The organism is Streptomyces sp. S4.7, assembly GCF_010384365.1.
Lineage (GTDB): Bacteria > Actinomycetota > Actinomycetes > Streptomycetales > Streptomycetaceae > Streptomyces.
Genome location: NZ_CP048397.1, coordinates 1475364 through 1494246, shown reverse-complemented (window position 1 = coordinate 1494246; position 18883 = coordinate 1475364). Strand labels below are relative to the sequence as shown.

Here is an 18883-nt window from a genome sequence, read left to right as displayed (position 1 = left end):
CCGGGACCGCGGTCATTCGCCGCCGCCCTCCAGATCGCCCTCCAGCTCCAGATACGTCGCCCGCAGCCGCTCCAGCGTCCGCTCGTCCGGCTCCGCCCACAGCCCGCGCTCCGCCGCCTCCAGCAGCCGCTCCGTGATCCCGCGCAGCGCCCAGGGGTTGGAGCGCCGCATGAACTCCTGGTTCTCCGGCGCGAAGACGTACTCCGCAGACAACTTCTCGTACATCCAGTCGTCCACGACCCCGGCCGTCGCGTCGTAGCCGAAGAGGTAGTCGACGGTCGCGGCCATCTCGAACGCGCCCTTGTAGCCGTGCCGCCGCATCGCCGCCATCCAGCGCGGGTTGACCACCCGCGCCCGGAACACCCGGTGCGTCTCCTCGCCCAGCGTGCGTGTCCTGATCTGGTCCGGGGTCGCGCTGTCACCCACGTACGCCTCGGGCGACTCACCCGTCAGATGCCGCACCATCGCGACCATTCCGCCGTGGTACTGGAAGTAGTCGTCCGCGTCGACCAGATCGTGCTCCCGCGTGTCGACGTTCTTCGCCGCGACCTTGATCCGCCGGAACGCCGTCTCCATGTCGCCGCGCGCCGCCCGCCCGTCGAGCCCGCGCCCGTACGCGTAGCCGCCCCACACCGCGTACACCTCGGCCAGATCCGCGTCCGACCGCCAGTTCCGCGCGTCGATCAGCGGCAGCAGACCCGCCCCGTACGCGCCCGGCTTCGACCCGAAGATCCGCGCCGTCGCCCTGCGCCGGTCGCCGTGCTCGGCCGTGTCCTGATCCGCGTGCGCCCGCACGTAGTTGGACCCGGCGGGCTCGTCCAGCTCGGCCACCGCCCGTACGGCGTCGTCGATCAGCCCCACCACATGCGGGAAGGCGTCCCGGAAGAAGCCCGAGATCCGCACCGTCACATCGATCCGGGGCCGTCCCAGCTCCGCCAGGGGCACGATCTCGAAGCCGCTGACCCGCCGCGACGCGTCGTCCCACACCGGCCGGCAGCCCAGCAGCGCAAGGATCTCGGCGATGTCGTCGCCCTGGGTGCGCATCGCGGACGTGCCCCACACGGTCAGCCCCACCGACGCCGGATAGGCGCCCGTGTCGGCCAGGTACCGGGCCACCAGTGAGTCGGCGAGCGACTGCCCGACCTCCCAGGAGAGCCGCGACGGAATGGCCTTGGGGTCGACGGAGTAGAAGTTACGGCCCGTCGGCAGCACGTTCACCAGCCCGCGCGTCGGCGACCCGGACGGTCCCGCAGGGACGAAACCGCCGTCCAGCGCGCGCAGGATGTTGCCGATCTCGTCCGTCGTACGGGCCAGCCTCGGCACCACCTCCGTACAGGCGAAGCCCAGCACGGCCACCGCCGACGGCAGTTCGTGCCCCAGCACCTCCCCGGCCAGCGGCGCCGCCGCCGACAGCTCCCAGCCGCGCTCCTCCATGCCCTCCGCGAGCCGCCGGCACAGCTGCTCCAGCAGATCGATCGCGTCGGCCGCCGACCTGGACGGACCCGTGACCAGGTCCGTCAGCTCCACCGGCACCTTCACCGGCGCGCCGGGCTCGCCCAGCAACTCCTTCTCGACCAGGCCGAAGTGCTCGGCGAGCGCCGCCCGCAGACCCGGCAGCGCGTTCGCCTCGCCGCCCCACACCTGCGAGGCACGCAGCACGGCGAGCACCAGGTTGACGCGGGCCTCCCCCCGCGGGCCGCCGCCGAGGATGTGCAGACCGTCCCTGATCTGGACGTCCTTGATCTCACACAGGTAGCCGTCGACGTGCATGACGAACGAGTCGAAGTCGTCGTCCTCCGGCTGCTCGTCCACATGCAGGTCGTGGTGCAGCTCCGCGGCCTTGACGAGCGTCCAGATCTGCGCCCGGACGGTCGGTGCCTTCGCCGGGTCGAGATCGCTGACCAGTGCGTACTCGTCGAGCAGTTGCTCCAGCTTCGCCAGGTCCCCGTAGGTGTCGGCGCGCGCCATCGGCGGCACCAGATGGTCCACGACGGTGGCGTGGCCGCGCCGCTTGGCCTGGGTGCCCTCGCCCGGGTCGTTGACGATGAACGGGTAGATCAGCGGCAGTTCGCCGAGCACCGCGTCCGGGCCGCAGCCCGCCGACAGCCCGAGCCCCTTGCCGGGCAGCCACTCCATCGTGCCGTGCTTGCCCATGTGGATGATCGCGTCCGCGCCGAAGCCGTTCTCCCCGGCCGCCGTCTCCAGCCAGCGGTACGCCGCCATGTAGTGGTGCGACGGCGGCATGTCCGGGTCGTGGTAGATCGCGATCGGGTTCTCGCCGAAGCCGCGCGGCGGCTGGATCATCACCACGACGTTCCCGAACCGCAGCGACGCCAGCACGATGTCGTCGCCGTCCACGTACAGCGAGCCCGGCGGCTCGCCCCAGTGCTCCAGCATGCTCGCGCGCAGCCCCGGCTCCAGCCTGTCGAACCAGGCGCGGTAGTCGGCCAGCGGCACCCGCGCGGGCGCCACCGCCAACTGCTCCTCCGTCAGCCACTCCACGTCGTGGCCACCGGCGTTGATGAGCCGGTGGATCAGCTCGTCACCTTTGTCGGGGTGCGCGTCCGCGCCGTCCCCCACCGCGTAACCGGCGTCGCGCAGGGCGTCCAGCACCCGTACCGCGGACGCGGGGGTGTCGAGACCGACCGCGTTGCCCACGCGTGAGTGCTTCGTCGGGTACGCCGTGAAGACCACGGCAAGCTTCTTGCGCCCGTTCGGCTTGTGCGCGAGGCGCGCGTGCCGCACCGCGATCCCGGCGACCCGGCCGGCCCGCTCGGCGTCGGCGACGTACACGGGGACCCCGTCCGGGCCCTCCTCCTTGAAGGAGAACGGGACCGTGATCAGCCGCCCGTCGAACTCCGGGATCGCGACCTGCATCGCCGCGTCCATGGGGGACAGCGCGGCGTCCGACGCGTCCCAGGCCGCCCGCGACGACGTCAGACAGAGCCCTTGCAGGACGGGCACGTCGAGATCGGCCAGCGCCCCGATGTCCCACGCCTCGTCGTCGCCGCCCGCCGACGCGTCCGACGCGCGCGTGCCGCCCGCGGCGAGGACGGTCGCGATCAGCGCGTCCGCCGAGCCGAGCCGCTCGTACAGGGCGGGATCGGCGCCCCGGAGCGAACCGCAGTAGAGGGGGAGGGCGTTGGCGCCCCGCTCCTCGATCCGGTCGCACAGCACGTCCACGAAGGAGGTGTTCCCGGAGAGGTGGTGCGCGCGGTAGAAGAGGACCGCGACCGTGGGCCGCCCTTCCACCGAGGCGCGCTCGCCGTGCACGCCCCACTCGGGCATCGCGCGCGGCGCGTCGAACCCCTCGCCGGTGAGCAGGACGGTGTCGCAGAGGAACCGCGCCAGTTCCGCCAGATTCTCCGGCCCGCCCTCGACCAGATAGCGCAGCGCCTCGGCCACCACACCGGCGGGCACCGACGAGTCGGCCATCAGCTCCGCGTCCGGCAGCGACTCCCCGCCCAGCAGCACGGTCGGGACGCCGGACGCGGCGAGCACCGCGAGACCGTCCTCCCAGGCACGCTTGCCGCCGAGCAGGCGTACGACGGCGATCCGCGCGCCGGCGATCAGCGCGGGCAGGTCGTCGGTGGCATCGACCCGGGTCGGGTTGCCGATGAGATACGGGGCGCCCGAGGCACGGGCCGCCAGCAGATCCGTATCGGCGGTGGACAGCAACAGCACGGTCGGGGAGGGGCTGTCGGCAGGCGCGGTGGTCATGGCGCTCCAGGTGCGATGAAGGGAAGTCCTGACGGGGCGCCCGACTCGATCAGCCGCAGCAGCGCGTCCGTGTCCGCGTGTTCTTCGATCAGATCGCCGAGGAGGTCGAGCTGCTCCTCGCGCAGAGTGGCGAACGAGGTGTCGGGGGCGGGTACGAAACGGCGCCCCGCCGCCGTGGCCACGGCGCGCAGGAAGGCGCGCCGGAAGCCGTCGCTCTCCAGTGACCCGTGCCAGTGCGTACCCCACACCTGGCCCGAGCGGCACCCGTCGAGGCGGCGTCCGCCGCTGTCGAGAAGGAACGGGTCACCGCCTTCCACGGAGGCGACGCCGTGGTGGATCTCGTAACCCTCGACACGCTCGCCCAGCGCCTCGCCGACGGGCCGTGCCAGGGTCTTCTCACGGGCGAACTCGACGCGTACGGGCAGCAGTCCCAGTCCGGCCACGGAGCCCGCGCGGGACTCCACCTCGTCCTCGATGTGCTCGCCGAGGAGTTGGTAGCCGCCGCAGACACCGAGGACCGGGCGGCCCTCGGCGGCGCGCCGCAGCAGCGCGTCGGCGAGACCGCGCTCGCGCAGCCAGGCCAGCGCGCGGACCGTGCCGCGCGTACCGGGGACGATCACCAGGTCCGCGTCGGTGATCTCGTCGGGGCGGTCCACGAACCGCACCACGACGCCCGGTTCGGCCGCCAGCGCGTCCACGTCGGTGAAGTTGGACATCAGCGGCACCGCGCAGACGGCGACCCGCAGGACCTCCTCTCCGTACGCGGGAGCCACCACCGACTCGCGTACGGCGCCGCGCAGGGAGACCCGCAGGCCGTCCTCCTCGTCGATGCCCAGACCGTGCCGGAAGGGCAGCACGCCGTACGTGGCGCGGCCGGTGAGTCCGCGCAGCATCTCCAGGCCCGGCTCCAGCAACGACACGTCGCCGCGGAACTTGTTGACGAGATAACCGGCGACCAGCGCCTGATCCTCGGGGCTCAGCAGCGCCGTCGTACCGAAGAAGGACGCGAAGACGCCGCCCCTGTCGATGTCGCCGACCACGACGACCGGCAGCCGGGCCGCCCGCGCGACGCCCATGTTGACGATGTCGGTACGCCGCAGATTGATCTCGGCCGGGCTGCCGGCGCCCTCGCAGATCACCGCGTCGTACGTGCTCCGCAGCTCCTCCAGACAGTCCACGACGGTGCCGAGCAGCGTCTCCTGGCGGCCGGGGCCCGCGCCGTCCCCGTGGTAGCCGCGGGCGCTCAGCTCGCCCACCGGCCGTCCCATCAGCACCACTTGACTGCTGCGGTCGCTGCCCGGCTTGAGCAGGACGGGATTCATCAGCGCCGTCGGCTCGACGCGCGCCGCCTGTGCCTGCATCGCCTGCGCCCGGCCGATCTCGGCGCCCTCGCGCGTCACGAACGAATTCAGCGACATGTTCTGTCCCTTGAAGGGCGCCACTTTCACGCCCCGGCGTACGAGCCAGCGGCAGATGCCCGCCGTGACGACGCTCTTGCCGGCGTCGGAGGTGGTGCCCGCGACGAGCAGCCCGCCGCCGCGCCCGCGCCCGCCGCTCATCGGATCCCCGTTCATCGGGCCCTCCTCTTCAGGTGGTTGCCGGCCAGCAGCCGTCCGGCCACGCAGACGCCGAGCGCGAGCGCGCCGACGCGGTGCGACAGCCGGACCGCCCGCTCGATGTCGGCCACCTCGACCGGCCGTCCGCCGCCGCCCAGGACCGGCCGGTGTTCGACCCGTCCGCCGTACGCGAGGGTGCCGCCGAGCCGTACGCCCAGCGCGCCCGCGAACGCCGCTTCCACGGGGCCCGCGTTGGGACTCGGATGGCGGCCCGCGTCGCGCCTCACCACGCCGAGCGCCCGCGCGGGCGCGCCGCCCGCCACCGCCGCCAGCGCCGCCGTCAGCCGGGCTCCGGGCCAGCCCGCCACGTCGTCGAGCCGCGCCGACGCCCAGCCGAAGCGCAGATGGCGCGGCGAACGGTGCCCGACCATCGCGTCCAGCGTGTTGACGGCGCGGAACGCGACCAGCCCCGGCACCCCGCCGAACGCGCCCCAGACCAGGGCTCCCACGACGGCGTCCGAGGTGTTCTCGGCGACGGACTCCACCACGGCGCGGGCGATCTGCCGCTCGTCCAGGCCCTGCGGGTCCCGCCCGCAGAGCCGCGGCAGCCACTCCCGCGCGACCTCCACGTCACCGGCCGCCAGCGCCCCGCCGACCGCGCGCGCCTCCCGCCCCAGGGACGTACCGCCGACCACGGTCCAGGTGACGGCGGCGGTCAGGGCGACGGAGGCGGCGGTACGGTCCCGCAGCCCGCGCGAGACGAGGGCGGCCACTGCGGCCGCACCCCCGGCGCACACGACGGCGTGCAGCGTGCCCCAGCCCCGGTGGTCGTGCCAGAGCAGACGCTCGAGGGCGCCCGCCGCCCGCCCGAAGCCGGCGACGGGGTGGCCGCGCCGGGGGTCGCCGATGAGCCGGTCGGCGATCAGACCGGCGGTGGCGCCGTACGCGAAAACGTTTCCCGGGGCCGGTACTTCGCGGCCCGCCGAATACTCGGCACGCATCGCTCAGCCCGCCGATACGCCTCGGGACGCTCGTGGGGGTCTCGTACTCACAGCACTGGACGCGACAGCTGTACCGCAGCCGGGCATGGCGACATGTCCTCACTCAGGGTCCGCGCCCCGGTTCGACGTGATGCGGCGACAAGAGTTCCTGGCTCCGGGAGACATGACCGTCTCCCGTCACAGTGGCGGGACCGCGCCGGATTCGCACCGGCTTCCTCTTCGCTGTCGCCGTATTGGCCCCGGCAGTCCACCACGCGTGCGAATCCCCGTCAACCGGGCTTTGACCTGCGGCGGGGCGGTGTGCTGAGGCCCACACGGCGCGGGCTGCCCGCAGGACCCGAACACGGCCGAGGGGGGCGACCCGGTACGGGCCACCCCCCTCGGCGATGCTCGATCGCGTCGCGTCGCTCCGCGTCAGGCGACGATCATGTAGATCCCGTACGAGACGGCCGCCAGGCACAGGCCGAAGCAGACGTACGCGCCGGTGCGCGCCAGCGCCGCGGAGCCGGTGGGGCCGGCGGCCGTGGCCGTCGCGCCCTCAGCGGGCGCCGCGCCCTTCGAGAGCCCCACGATGCCCAGGGTGAACAGACCCACCAGCGCGACGGTGGCCACGAGACTGACGCCGAAGACGGAGCCGAGCGCCGCCCAGTCGATGTTCATGCTGAAAGTGTCCTTCGCTTCGTCAGACCGTCGCGGTCCGGGCCGGTTCGGCGGTGGGTTCCCCGGGACCCGGGGCCGGGATGGTGGCGGAGATCTCCGACGCCGGGCCGCCCACGGGGGGCGGGGTGACGGCGGCGATCGCGGCTGTCACGACACCCACGGGTTCGGCCGGGGTGGGCCCGTCCGCCTCGTTGACGTTGGTGTGGTCGACCGGCTGACGGCGCGACGCCAGCCAGATGACCGCCGACAGTCCGACGAGCAGCGCGGCCGTGACCGCGACACCCCAGGGACCCTGCCCGGTCAGGAACTCGGCGCCCGCGGCGACGAGACCGGCGGCCGGCAGGGTCAGCCCCCAGGCGATGAACATCCGGGTGGCGGTCGACCAGCGGACGACCCCGCCCTTGCGGCCGAGACCGGCGCCCATCACCGCGCCGGAGCAGGACTGCGTGGTGGAGAGGGAGAAGCCCAGGTGGGAGGAGGCGAGGATGACGGTCGCCGCGCTGGTCTGGGCGGCGAAGCCCTGCTGCGGCTGGAGGTCGGTGAGGCCCTTGCCCATGGTGCGGATGATGCGCCAGCCGCCGAGGTAGGTACCGAGCGCGATCGCGACACCGGCGGAGACGATGACCCACATCGGGGGGTTGGAGCCGGGGGCGAGGACGCCGCCGGTGACCAGCGCGAGGGTGATGACACCCATGGTCTTCTGCGCGTCGTTGGTGCCGTGGGCGAGGGAGACGAGGCCGGCCGACGCGATCTGTCCCGCGCGGTAGCCCTTCGCCGTGTCCTTCTCGTCCGTGTTGCGGCCGATGCGGTAGGTGAGCCGGGTGGCAAGCATCGCGGCCAGGCCGGCCACCAGCGGCGCGGCGAGCGCCGGGAGCAGGACCTTGGTGACGACCACCCCGCCGTTGACGCCGGAGGTGCCGACGGACATCAGCGTGGCGCCGATGAGTCCGCCGAACAGAGCGTGGGAGGAGCTCGACGGAAGGCCGAGCAGCCAGGTGAACAGGTTCCACAGGATGGCGCCGACGAGCGCCGCGAAGATGACTTCGGTCTGGATGCCCTGTTCGTTGATGAGCCCGCCGGAGATGGTCTTGGCGACCTCGACGGACAGGAACGCGCCGACGAGGTTGAGCACGGCGGACATCGCCACCGCCGTCTTGGGTTTCAGTGCGCCGGTCGAGATGGTCGTCGCCATCGCGTTGGCGGTGTCGTGGAAACCGTTCGTGAAATCGAACACGAGAGCCGTCACGATCACGATCGCGAGCAGCAGCGTGATGTGTTCCATTTACCCAGGCAATCGTTTGATGTCAGTGGCCGTTCAGGAACGTAGGGATGCCGAGTGAACGGAAGATGAACTGAGGCAGGCGTTGCGGTGACTCCCAACAGGGTGTGGCCGCTCCGCTTGTGAACGGGCGTGTCACCTCCCGGTGCCGGGGGCCGTGCGCGGATTCCGCTCGACCCGTGCGGCGCCCCGCCCCTGTCCCGTTTCCGGCCCCCTCCCGGGCCTCCGAGGCGGCCCGCCCCGGCCCGCTCGCCGGGGGCCCGCGCCGGGGGAGAGATTCACCTCACCGAGGGACCTTCGGACCCCGCGAACTCCCTTGGACCGCCTGGCAAAATCGCCGCATGACGGAAACCGGACACACGCACGGACACGACCGCGGGAGCGAGCACGGGCACGGACACGGGCACCCGGACGGCCCGGAGATCGAACGGGCCTGGCGGGACCTCGTCGTGACCGCCCGGCGGAGCGCGGCCGACGGACTGGTCGTCGGCACCTCGGGCAACGTCTCCGTACGCGTCGGGGAGCTCGTCCTCGTCACCCCGAGCGGAGTGCCGTACGACCGGCTGACGCCCGCGGACACCGTCGCCGTCGATCTGGACGGCCGACAGGTCACCGGCAGCCTCAGACCCACCAGCGAGCTGCCGATGCATCTGGAGGTCTACCGCAACTCCACCGCCGGCGCCGTGGTGCACACCCACGCCGTCCACGCCACCGCCGTCTCCACCCTCGTCCCCGAACTCCCGCTGATCCACTACATGGCGGCGGACTTCGGCGGACCTGTCCGGGTCGCCCCGTACGCGATGTACGGCACGGAGGCGCTGGCCGGGCACATGGTGCGCGCGCTGCGCGACCGTACGGGCTGTCTGCTCCAGAACCACGGCACCGTCACCTACGCGGACACCCTGGACAAGGCGTACGACCGCACGGCCCAGCTGGAGTGGATGTGCCGTCTGTGGCTCACCGCCACCTCCGTCCCCGGCCGTACGCCGGCCCTCCTCTCACGGGAGCAGGTACGGGACGTCGAGGAGCAGCTCAAGGGCTACGGCCAGCGGAGCTGACCACGCCGGACCGCCCGCCCCCGCGGGAACTCGGAACGTCACCCCGGACGCCCGCTCCACTGGCCGTACCGGCCGTCCGTACCGACACTGGGGAAATGCGCCCGGCCAGAGCGACGGCAGCAGCCGTCACCACAGTGATCGGTGTCGGCACGGCCGCGGTGGCGGTCGGCCGGTACGCCAGCGACGCGGCGCTCAAGGCGCCCCCCGGACGGCCCCTGCCGGGCGACCCACGGCTCGCCGTGCACGCCACGGCCGCCGGCCGCGTCACCCTGACCCGCTGCCTCGCCTCCCTGCGCCCCGGCACCTACGGCCTGGAGTCCGCGGACGTCCAGGCCGTCGTCGGCCCCGTCATCGACGACGTACCGCACCCGCCCGACACGGTCGTCCGCAGACTGGAACGCGTCGGGCGGGGCACCCTCGGCGCCGGCAGCCGCGTCCGGCTCACGCCCCAGCTCCACCACGGTGACCCCGCCACCGCGCTGGGCATCGACCACGACCAGGTGGAGATCCCCGGCGAACTCGGCCCGCTGCCCGGCTGGTTCGTGCCCGGCAGCCGCGACACCTGGGTGATCACCGCGCACGGCCTCGGCGCGACCCCCGAGCACCCCATGAACGTCCTTGAGTTCCTGGTGGACCAGCAGTTCCCGGTGCTGAACCTGGCCTACCGGGGCGACCGCGGCGCCCCGCCCCCGCCGGACGGCCTCGGCCACTTCGGCCACTCCGAATGGCGCGACCTCGACGCGGCGATCCGCCACGCCGTCCGGGAAGGCGCCGAACACGTCATCCTGTACGGCTGGTCCGTCGGGGCCACGATGGCCCTGCACGCCGCCGAGAAGTCCGGCCAGCGCGACCGGATCACCGGACTCGTCCTGGACAGCCCGGTGCTCGACTGGGAGACCACGCTGCGCGCCCTGGCCACCGCACGCCGCACCCCGTCTCCGCTGCTGCCGCTGGCCGTCCGCGCGGCGCAGGGCCGGACCGGACTGCGCGGCGGCAGACTGCCCGTGGTCGCCGATCCGGGGAAACTCCACGTCCCGACGCTGATCGTGCACGGCCCCGACGACGTCCTCTCCCCCTGGTACCCGTCCCGTGAACTCGCCGCCCGCCGCCCCGAACTGGTCACCCTGCACACGGTCTCCGACGCCCCGCACGGCGCGATGTGGAACGCCGACCCCCTCGGTTACGAGGAGACGCTCCGCCGCTTCCTCACGCCCCTCATGTAGCCCCGCACCCCAAGGGCCCCAGCGTGACGCGACCTCCGTACAGAGGTGGCCGGAGCACACCCCGGCCACCCTCCGGTCCGGTGTCTTCCCGGGCGTGTGACCGGCCGCCGGAGGCCCGGCCGGGAGGTTCCGTTTGGGCTTTCGGGCAATCAGCGGGAAGACTGCACCCGTGACGTCCCGAAAGCCTGATGAGCAATTGGCGCGCAACTCCAGACTCCGACTCGTCCGCCCGCGAGCCCTGACCACGGCCCGACGGGCCGTGACCACCGGACGAACACGTCCGGCGCCCCGCCCGCCGGAGGGCACACCGCCTCCCGCGGAGCTGGCCCGTCAGGCGAGGGCCGTCCTCGCCGACGCCGTACGGATCGCCCGCTGGGCCGCGGCCGACCGGGCGCCGGGCGCGGGCCCGCTCGCCCCGAAGGCGCGTGAACGGGCCGCCGCCGCCCTGGAGTTGACTGCGGACCAGGTGAGCGCGGGCTGGGACCGCGCCAGGCTCGCCGGGCTCGTCGAACTCCACGGCACCACCGCACGCCCCGGCTGGCGCCTGCGCGCCTGGGACCGGGACGACTCCGCCGTCCTGCGCGGCTGGGTCGCCCTCTTCGACGCCTGGTCGCTCGTCCACGCCGCCCCCGACCACGTCGCCCCGGCCACGGTCGCCGAGGTCGTCGAAGCCGTCCCCCAGGTGCTCTCCCTCCTCCAGCTCTCGGCGGGCCCCGTGCTCGTACCGGCGCTTCTCGACCTGCTCCAGCAGCGCGTCGCGGAACTGCGCGACGAGCGCTGCGAGGTGCCGTACGACCCACGGGCCGCGTCCGGCCCCACGGCCGCCCCGACCGCATCCGCACCGGAGCCGACGCCGGCCACGGCCGCCGTCCCGCTCCCGCCGCTCCTCGACTGGGCCCTGGAGGGCCTGGCCGCCGTCGGCGCGCTGACCCTCGGAGCCGGCCAGGCGACGCTCACCCCGCTCGGCAACTGGGCGGTCTGGGTCAAGCTGGAGCAGATCTGCGTCGCCGCGCAGAGCCCGGCGGGCAACATCGAGCAGTCCGCGGACAACATGCTGCGCGGCTGCGCCCGGCTCACCCCCGGACCGGCCCGCGCGGAGTACCGCGCCTGGCTCGCCGCCCGTACCGTCGGCAGCGCGGTCACCGAACTCCTCACCGTCGCACGCGGCGAGGACGCGCTCCTGCGCGGACTGGCCTTCGAGGCCCTGCGCGTCGTCGGTGCCCCCGCCGAGCCGGAGGTGCGCACCGCCTCCGCCGAACCCTCCCTGCGCCCCTACGCCCTGCTCTGGCTCGCCGAGTACGACGGCACGGACCCCGAGGACGCGCCCGACGTCCTCACCCGTGAGGAGTCGACCTGGCTCTGGGTGGACACCGCGGCGGCCGTCGCCGACCACGGCGAGACCGCGCTCCTGGTCCGCCATCTCGACTCGGCCGTCCAGGGCACCGTCCCCGCCCTGCTCGACGAGGTCAGGGCCGTCGGCCACCCCCGCACCGTGCAGGTGCTGGTCGCGCTGGCGGCCGCGCACCCCGACCCGGCCCTCGCGAAGGCCGTACGCCGCGCCGCGTTCCAGGTCCACACCGGCGGAGCCTGACGGGATCACGCGGTTGGGGCCGTACGCACCGGGCCCCAACCGCTGCCGCACCGCCCCGGCGGCTCAGCCGCCGGCGCCCGGTGCGTACGTCCCGAAGCTCCACACGTTGCCCTCCGCGTCGCGCGCCATGTAGTCCCGCGAGCCGTGGTCCTGGTCCGTGGGCGGCATCAGGATCTCCACGCCCCGCTCCACGGCCCGCGCGTGGTGCGCGTCGACGTCCTCGACGACCACATAGACCCCGGCGGGCCCGCCGCCCGCCATCGCCTCGGCGAAGACGCCCTCGCCCTTCCTGGAGCCCAGCATCACCATGCCGCTGCCATGGGCCAGTTCGGCATGGAGCACGCTGCCGTCCTCGCCCTCGTACACACTCACCTCCGTGAAGCCGAAGGCGTCCTTCAGCGTCCTGATGGCAGCCTTCGCGTCCTCGTACACGAGCGTCGGACAGACAGTCGGCACAGCGGCCATGCTGATCACCCTTCTCCGCGTTCGGTTGTGACCTGCGTCTCAGTTCTTCCAGTCTGGCACCGGTCACCGACAACGCAGCCCGGCCGACCGCCCAGGAGGGACCCCTTCGGGCGAAAACCAGTTGTCCGGCCCCGGTAGACTCGGCCGTATGGCATTTCTCCTTGTGCATTAGCCGGCGTCGAAGAATCCCCTCCGCCCGCCCTTCCGCCGTCCATACCGCCTTGGAGTTTTTCCGTGATCACCGCCACCGGTGTCGAGTTGCGCGCCGGCGCTCGCGTCCTCATCGAGTCAGCCTCCTTCCGTATCGCCAAGGGCGACCGCATCGGCCTCGTCGGCCGCAACGGAGCGGGCAAGACCACCCTCACCAAGTGCCTCGCGGGTGAGGGCATCCCCGCCGCCGGCACCATCACCCGCTCCGGCGATGTCGGCTATCTGCCGCAGGACCCGCGCACCGGAGACCTCGACACCCTCGCCCGCGACCGCATCCTCTCGGCCCGCGACCTCGACTCCGTTCTGAAGAAGATGCGCGAGAACGAGGACCGGATGGCGAACGGCAAGGGCGCCACCCGCGAGAAGGCGATGAAGAAGTACGAGCGCCTGGAGACGGAGTTCCTCACCAAGGGCGGTTACGCCGCCGAGTCCGAGGCCGCCACCATCGCCGCCGCGCTCGGCCTGCCCGACCGTGTGCTCGGCCAGCCCCTCCACACGCTCTCCGGTGGCCAGCGCCGCCGCGTCGAACTCGCCCGCATCCTCTTCTCGGACGCCGACACCCTGCTCCTGGACGAGCCCACGAACCACCTCGACGCCGACTCCGTCGTCTGGCTGCGGGACTACCTCAAGTCCTACCGCGGCGGCTTCATCGTCATCTCCCACGACGTCGACCTCGTCGAGACGGTCGTCAACAAGGTCTTCTACCTGGACGCCAACCGCTCGCGGATCGACGTCTACAACATGGGCTGGAAGCTCTACCAGCAGCAGCGCGAGTCCGACGAGAAGCGGCGCAAGCGCGAGCGCGCCAACGCGGAGAAGAAGGCCGCCACGCTCAACTCGCAGGCCGACAAGATGCGCGCCAAGGCCACCAAGACCGTCGCCGCGCAGAACATGGCACGCCGCGCCGAGCGCCTGCTCTCGGGCCTGGAGGCGGTACGCCAGTCCGACAAGGTCGCCAAGCTGCGCTTCCCCGACCCGGCGCCGTGCGGCAAGACGCCGCTGACCGCCGAGGGCCTGTCGAAGTCGTACGGCTCCCTGGAGATCTTCACGGACGTCGACCTGGCCATCGACAAGGGCTCGCGCGTCGTCATCCTCGGCCTCAACGGCGCGGGCAAGACCACCCTGCTGCGGCTGCTCGCCGGGGTCGAGAAGCCCGACACCGGCGAGGTGACACCGGGGCACGGCCTCAAGCTCGGCTACTACGCGCAGGAGCACGAGACGCTCGACCCCGACCGCTCCGTCCTGGAGAACATGCGGTCCTCCGCCCCCGACCTGGACCTGGTGGACGTCCGCAAGACCCTCGGCTCGTTCCTCTTCTCCGGGGACGACGTCGAGAAGCCCGCCCGCGTCCTGTCCGGCGGCGAGAAGACCCGCCTGGCCCTCGCGACCCTGGTCGTCTCGTCGGCCAACGTGCTGCTCCTGGACGAGCCCACGAACAACCTCGACCCGGCCAGCCGCGAGGAGATCCTCGGCGCGCTGCGCACGTACAAGGGCGCGGTCATCCTCGTCACGCACGACGAGGGCGCCGTCCAGGCGCTCGAACCGGAACGGATCATCCTGCTGCCCGACGGTGTCGAGGACCTCTGGGGCGCGGACTACGCGGATCTGGTGGCGCTGGCCTGACCGCACGGGCGTGATCCACTCCGTATGGATCATTCGGCTCAGCGGTGATCCATCATCTGAGTGAGTACGTCTCGTACTTTGGCGTGGCGCGCCGACGATCAAGCCGTTCCGGGAGCGGTTCGATCAGCTTTCCGGTGTACGGCGTCTGACCTGCTGTTTCCTCCGTGTGCCCGATGAAGGGCCGGCCCGCGCCGGTCTGGAATTCGTCATTCCGTTCGTGTTCGAATGCGGGGCTCCCTCGAAGCTTGTGACGGGAACCTTGCTGAATGGGTGGCCAGGAGCGCCCCGAGGGGTGATCATGAGAAGTCCAGAGCGCATTTTCATGAGGAGGCACGGGTGGCCGAGACTCTGAAGAAGGGCAGCCGGGTAACCGGCCCCGCGCGCGACAAGCTCGCGGCAGACCTGAAGAAGAAGTACGACTCCGGTGCGAGTATCCGTGCGCTGGCCGAGGAAACGGGCCGGTCCTACGGATTCGTCCACCGGATGCTCAGCGAGTCCGGAGTCACACTCCGGGGACGCGGTGGAGCGACGCGCGGCAAGAAGGCTTCGGCCTGACGACCGCGTACAGCTTCTCCGGCCACCGGTTCCGCCGGTGACCACCCGGCCGGTCGTCGCGGTCGACCGGGTGGTTACTGTGCAGTCACTTAGCCAGGCGTGCTGACTGCACCGAACCGGAGGCGTCCCATGACTTCGCTCGATCACGTGCTCGACAAGGACGGCGTACGGCTCACCGTTGAGGACGCGGTTGCCACGGTGACCTTGACCAACCCGGCCAAGCGCAACGCTCAGTCTCCCGCTCTGTGGCGGGCGTTGACGGAAGCCGGGCAGTCACTGCCAGGCAGCGTGCGGGTCGTCGTGCTGCGCGGCGAGGGGAAATCCTTCTCCGCGGGCCTCGACCGGCAGGCGTTCACTCCCGAGGGCTTCGACGGTGAACCCTCCTTCCCGGAGCTGGCGCGCCGCTCCGACACGGACCTGGACGCGGTCATCGCCGCGTACCAGTCCGCCTTCACCTGGTGGCGCCGGAGCGACATCGTGTCGATCGCCGCCGTCCAGGGGCACGCCATCGGCGCCGGATTCCAGCTCGCGCTGGGCTGCGACCTGCGGGTCGTCGCGTCGGACGTGCAGTTCGCCATGCGCGAGACGAGTCTCGGGCTGGTCCCCGACCTCGCCGGCACGCACCCCCTCGTGGGGCTCGTCGGCTACGCCCGCGCGCTGGAGATCTGTGCGACGGGCCGCTTCGTGCAGGCCGACGAGGCCGAGCGCACCGGCCTCGCCAATCTCGTGGTGCCGCCGGCCGAACTCGACGCGGCGGTCGGGGACCTGACGGCCGCGATCCTGGCCGCGCCGCGCGACGCGACGGTCGAGACGAAGGCCCTGCTGCTGGGCGCGTCCTCGCGTCCGTACGACGAACAACGCGCCGCCGAACGTGCGGCCCAGGCGCGCCGCCTGCGGGACCTGGCGGGCCTGGGGGACTAGGTCCTGTCTTCGAACTGGCGTCTGGCTCACGGCGGCTGGCACGCACGCCCGCTGCGTTGTCGGACTCGCCCACGTACGCCCGGTACGGATGCGATCCTCCGTCTTGCGATCGCACGCGCCAGCCGCCGTGAGCCCTGCCCTGCGGGTCAATACAGCTAGGGCGTGTCCGGGATGTAGCGCCGTCCGCCCGTGGGGCGGGGCCCGCGGCGGCCGGCGCGGTGGGTCGCGAGGCGGAGGATCGGTGTGGTGGATGGGCCGGCCGCATTTGTCCGACTCCGACAACGCGGGGAGCACCTCCTGTGCCCCCCTCGAGGGCTACGGGGGAGGTGGCCTCCTCGGCCTCGGCGGCGGCATCGCGATCCTCTCCACCACGGTGGCGGACAACGGAGCCACCGGCCCCGGCACGGCCACAGCCACCGCCACCGGCGCGCAGGCACTCTGACCGTCGGCACCTTCAGCACCGTCAGGGAACGTCCACCGAGGTGATCAGGACCGCCACCGTCGGATGGCTCGGCAGCGCCGCCGAGACCTGTCGGCTCACCGCGCGGGCCACCTCCGGCGGATGGTGGCCCGACGCCGTCGCCAGCTCGACGCGGACATGCCCACTCGTGACGAGCACCGGAGTACCGAGCGCCCCGGACAGATGGGCGACGCCGGGGACGTTCGCCGCGACGACCGCCGCCGTACCCCTCGGAAGGACCGCGGTTGCCCCGACTGGCGCAGCGGTCCCCGAGGAGTCCGTGTCCGGCTCCTCCAGCAGCGCCGTCACCCGCAGATCCACCACCGTCACCCGTAGCCCCAGCCGGTCCACCGCGTGCAGGTACAGGGCCCTGCGCAGCCGCTCCGCCACGTCCGGCAGGGGCTCGCCCGCGACCGTCGCGAAGTCCGCCTCGATGCGGAGTGCCCCCGGCGGCAGCGCACTGGGCGGCGGCTTCACGGCGGGTCGGTCGGCCGATCCGGGGTCGGCCAGGGAGAGCCTCAGCCGGCCCAGCGTGGTGCCGGGCACTTCCGCCGTCGTACGCCGCAGCGCGGTCGTCGCCGCCCATTCGGCCAGCCACGCCCCGTCTTTCGGGTCGCCCAGCGGGAGCAGCCGGCCGAGGCCGAGCCGTTCGTGCACCGCCGCGCTCCAACCGTCCGCACCGTTCCCACTGTGAGCAGTCGTCATGGGCCCCAGACTGCCGCATTCCCGGCGCGAGACCGGGCAAGTCGCCCTAATGTGAGCGAAGAGTCCACCAGCGCCCGGAAAGGGGCGAATCTCCATGTCCGAGACCACGCAGCGCAACCAGTCCGAGCCATCGGCCAAGTCGTCGTCCAGCGAGGACCAGCGGAAGCCCTCCGGCGGCAGGAGAGCCGTCGGCGACCCGTCCGCCCGCGGACGGACCACCATCGCCGACGGCGTCGTGGAGAAGATCGCCGGCCTCGCCGCGCGTGACGTGCTCGGCGTCCACGCGATGGGCAGCGGTATGTCCCGCACCTTCGGCGCCGTACGCGACCGGGTCCCCGGTGGCACCAAGTCCGTCTCGCGCGGTGTGAAGGCCGAGGTGGGCGAGGTACAGACCGCCCTGGACCTGGAGATCGTCGTCGACTACGGCGTGGCGATCGCCGATGTCGCCCGTGACGTGCGGGAGAACGTGATCTCCGCCGTCGAACGGATGACGGGCCTGGAGGTCGTCGAGGTCAACATCGCCGTCAGCGATGTGAAGCTGCCCGACGAAGAGGACGACGAGCCCGAGTCACGGCTCCAGTAACGGCCGGATCCGCGAGACCGATGAGGAGTCACTAGATGAGCATGGCGCTGGTCGGCCTGTTGGCCGGTATGGCCCTGGCGTTCGCCGGATACTTCGGTGGGTTCGGAGCCTTTCTGCTGGTGGCCGCGTTGGGCGCGGTGGGGTTCGTGGTCGGCCGGTTCCTCGACGGCGATCTGGAACCGGGCGACCTCTTCCGTGGCCGCGAACGCGACGAACGACGGCGGTGACGGTCCGTGGCCGGTGAGCGGGTGGCGTCCGCGGAGCGAGGGGCGACCACGATCGCCGACCGCGTCGTCGCGAAGATCGCCGCACAGGCGGCGCGGGAAGCCCTGCACGGCGTACCGGAAGGGGGCGAGGCGCCGCACGCCGGCGTGCTGGTCCACCACGAGGTGGCGCGTGTACGGATCGGTGTCGAGCTGGACTACCCCTCCGACATCGGCGCCCAGTGCGGCGCGGTGCGTCACCGGGTCGCCCGGCGGGTAAGTGCTCTGGCGGGGATGGAGGTGCCGGAAGTGGTCGTCACGGTCGAACGGCTCCACTCCGCCCAGTCGCGCGCGGCGCAGGGGAGGATCCGATGAGCGAACCGGCGGGTGAGGGGACCGAACGTACGCCGGAGGCATCAGGGGTGCAGGGGGCCGTCCGCGCGGACCTGCTCGAACTGGACCAGTCCGCCTCCGCCGCCCGCTACGAACCGAGGCCCACCCTGGCACGGGACGACGGGGACGGCAGGGTCCGCCGCTTCTGGTCCTGGCGCCGGATCCCGGCCGTGGTGATCGCGGCCGTACTGCTCGGCGCGGCGGCGCTGCTGCTGTACGACGTCGTGGCCGTACGGGCCGATCACCCCGCCATGTACTGGCGACGGTGGCTCGCCGGCCAACTCGCCACCGAGCCGCTGGACAACACCTGGGTCCTGGTGGGCTCGGGCGTCGCGGCGGCCGTCGGTGTGTGGCTGATCGTCCTCGCCCTCACCCCGGGGCTGCGCCAGGTGCTGCCGATGCGGCAGGGTCCCGCGCGGGTACGGGCCGGGCTCGACCGGGAAGCGGCGGCGCTGACGCTGCGCGACCGGGCGCTGGAGGTCTCCGGCGTGCAGTCCGTACGGGTGCGGGCCCGCCGCACCAAGGTCCGGGTGCGGGCCGTGTCGCACTTCCGCGAACTCGACGACGTACGCGCAGATCTGGACACCGCGCTGGCCGTCGGCATCGGCGACCTGGGGCTGGCCAGGCCGCCCGCGCTCTCCGTGCACGTCCGTCGGCCGACGAAGAAGGGGTGACGG

18 protein-coding genes and 1 riboswitch are annotated in these 18883 nt (G+C 72.6%); of the genes, 11 read left to right on the top strand and 7 right to left on the bottom strand.

Annotation, left to right across the window (positions count from 1 at the left end; all coding sequences use genetic code 11):
• Nucleotides 1–12: 12 nt before the first annotated feature.
• The 5 genes from cobN to SSPS47_RS06590 form a co-directional block, all read right to left on the bottom strand.
• Nucleotides 13–3720, bottom strand: coding sequence for a cobaltochelatase subunit CobN (cobN, locus tag SSPS47_RS06610; RefSeq protein ID WP_164249463.1), 3708 nt, complete (start codon nucleotides 3718–3720; stop codon nucleotides 13–15).
• Complete coding sequence (locus SSPS47_RS06605) at nucleotides 3717–5294, bottom strand: cobyric acid synthase (RefSeq protein WP_239064790.1); 1578 nt, start codon at nucleotides 5292–5294, stop codon at nucleotides 3717–3719. Before SSPS47_RS06605 ends, cobN begins: the two co-directional genes overlap by 4 nt.
• Entirely contained in the window at nucleotides 5291–6277 is a 987-nt protein-coding gene (locus SSPS47_RS06600; protein WP_164249461.1) for a cobalamin biosynthesis protein, read from the bottom strand. Before SSPS47_RS06600 ends, SSPS47_RS06605 begins: the two co-directional genes overlap by 4 nt.
• A 119-nt stretch (nucleotides 6278–6396) precedes the next feature.
• A riboswitch (cobalamin riboswitch) is annotated at nucleotides 6397–6544 on the bottom strand.
• Nucleotides 6545–6691: 147 nt separating this feature from the next.
• A complete protein-coding gene (locus SSPS47_RS06595) occupies nucleotides 6692–6937 on the bottom strand; it encodes a hypothetical protein (RefSeq protein ID WP_164249459.1) in 246 nt (81 codons plus the stop codon).
• 22 nt (nucleotides 6938–6959) lie between these two features.
• On the bottom strand, nucleotides 6960–8219 hold the full coding sequence (locus tag SSPS47_RS06590; protein ID WP_147872073.1) for an inorganic phosphate transporter: 1260 nt from the start codon (nucleotides 8217–8219) through the stop codon (nucleotides 6960–6962).
• A 338-nt stretch (nucleotides 8220–8557) separates the two neighbouring features.
• Here SSPS47_RS06590 and SSPS47_RS06585 point away from each other — a divergent pair, with 338 nt between their 5' ends.
• From SSPS47_RS06585 to SSPS47_RS06575, 3 genes are all read left to right on the top strand, one after another.
• Nucleotides 8558–9274 (top strand): class II aldolase/adducin family protein, encoded by a 717-nt coding sequence (locus tag SSPS47_RS06585; protein WP_164249457.1) that lies wholly within the window; start codon nucleotides 8558–8560, stop codon nucleotides 9272–9274.
• Nucleotides 9275–9369: 95 nt separating this feature from the next.
• On the top strand, nucleotides 9370–10497 hold the full coding sequence (locus SSPS47_RS06580) for an alpha/beta fold hydrolase (protein WP_164249455.1): 1128 nt from the start codon (nucleotides 9370–9372) through the stop codon (nucleotides 10495–10497).
• Nucleotides 10498–10756: 259 nt separating this feature from the next.
• Nucleotides 10757–12088, top strand: a complete 1332-nt coding sequence (locus tag SSPS47_RS06575) for a hypothetical protein (RefSeq protein ID WP_164249453.1) — start codon at nucleotides 10757–10759, stop codon at nucleotides 12086–12088.
• Between the two features lie 63 nt (nucleotides 12089–12151).
• Here the strand turns inward: SSPS47_RS06575 and SSPS47_RS06570 are convergent, their stop codons facing one another.
• Nucleotides 12152–12553, bottom strand: coding sequence for a VOC family protein (locus tag SSPS47_RS06570; RefSeq protein WP_164249452.1), 402 nt, complete (start codon nucleotides 12551–12553; stop codon nucleotides 12152–12154).
• A gap of 234 nt (nucleotides 12554–12787) precedes the next feature.
• Here SSPS47_RS06570 and SSPS47_RS06565 point away from each other — a divergent pair, with 234 nt between their 5' ends.
• The 4 genes from SSPS47_RS06565 (at nucleotide 12788) to SSPS47_RS06550 (ending at nucleotide 16304) form a co-directional block, all read left to right on the top strand.
• Nucleotides 12788–14386: an ABC-F family ATP-binding cassette domain-containing protein gene (locus tag SSPS47_RS06565; protein WP_164249449.1), complete on the top strand. Its 1599-nt coding sequence runs from the start codon at nucleotides 12788–12790 to the stop codon at nucleotides 14384–14386.
• 336 nt (nucleotides 14387–14722) lie between these two features.
• Complete coding sequence (locus tag SSPS47_RS06560) at nucleotides 14723–14941, top strand: helix-turn-helix domain-containing protein (RefSeq protein ID WP_023542602.1); 219 nt, start codon at nucleotides 14723–14725, stop codon at nucleotides 14939–14941.
• A gap of 129 nt (nucleotides 14942–15070) precedes the next feature.
• Complete coding sequence (locus SSPS47_RS06555) at nucleotides 15071–15862, top strand: enoyl-CoA hydratase/isomerase family protein (protein WP_164249448.1); 792 nt, start codon at nucleotides 15071–15073, stop codon at nucleotides 15860–15862.
• Between the two features lie 250 nt (nucleotides 15863–16112).
• Nucleotides 16113–16304, top strand: a complete 192-nt coding sequence (locus SSPS47_RS06550; RefSeq protein WP_164249446.1) for a hypothetical protein — start codon at nucleotides 16113–16115, stop codon at nucleotides 16302–16304.
• 21 nt (nucleotides 16305–16325) lie between these two features.
• Here SSPS47_RS06550 and SSPS47_RS06545 read toward each other — a convergent pair whose 3' ends face one another.
• The gene (locus SSPS47_RS06545) at nucleotides 16326–17027 is read right to left on the bottom strand and encodes a hypothetical protein (protein ID WP_164249445.1); all 702 of its coding nucleotides are present in this window, start codon (nucleotides 17025–17027) and stop codon (nucleotides 16326–16328) included.
• A 94-nt stretch (nucleotides 17028–17121) separates the two neighbouring features.
• Here SSPS47_RS06545 and SSPS47_RS06540 point away from each other — a divergent pair, with 94 nt between their 5' ends.
• From SSPS47_RS06540 to SSPS47_RS06525, 4 genes are read left to right on the top strand one after another with little or no spacing between them, the layout of a single operon-like run.
• On the top strand, nucleotides 17122–17610 hold the full coding sequence (locus SSPS47_RS06540) for an Asp23/Gls24 family envelope stress response protein (RefSeq protein ID WP_164249443.1): 489 nt from the start codon (nucleotides 17122–17124) through the stop codon (nucleotides 17608–17610).
• Between the two features lie 35 nt (nucleotides 17611–17645).
• Nucleotides 17646–17837: a hypothetical protein gene (locus SSPS47_RS06535; RefSeq protein ID WP_147872058.1), complete on the top strand. Its 192-nt coding sequence runs from the start codon at nucleotides 17646–17648 to the stop codon at nucleotides 17835–17837.
• Between the two features lie 6 nt (nucleotides 17838–17843).
• Complete coding sequence (locus tag SSPS47_RS06530; RefSeq protein WP_164249441.1) at nucleotides 17844–18188, top strand: Asp23/Gls24 family envelope stress response protein; 345 nt, start codon at nucleotides 17844–17846, stop codon at nucleotides 18186–18188.
• On the top strand, nucleotides 18185–18880 hold the full coding sequence (locus SSPS47_RS06525) for a DUF6286 domain-containing protein (RefSeq protein WP_164249439.1): 696 nt from the start codon (nucleotides 18185–18187) through the stop codon (nucleotides 18878–18880). The genes SSPS47_RS06530 and SSPS47_RS06525 overlap by 4 nt, the downstream gene beginning before the upstream one ends.
• Nucleotides 18881–18883: the final 3 nt, after the last annotated feature.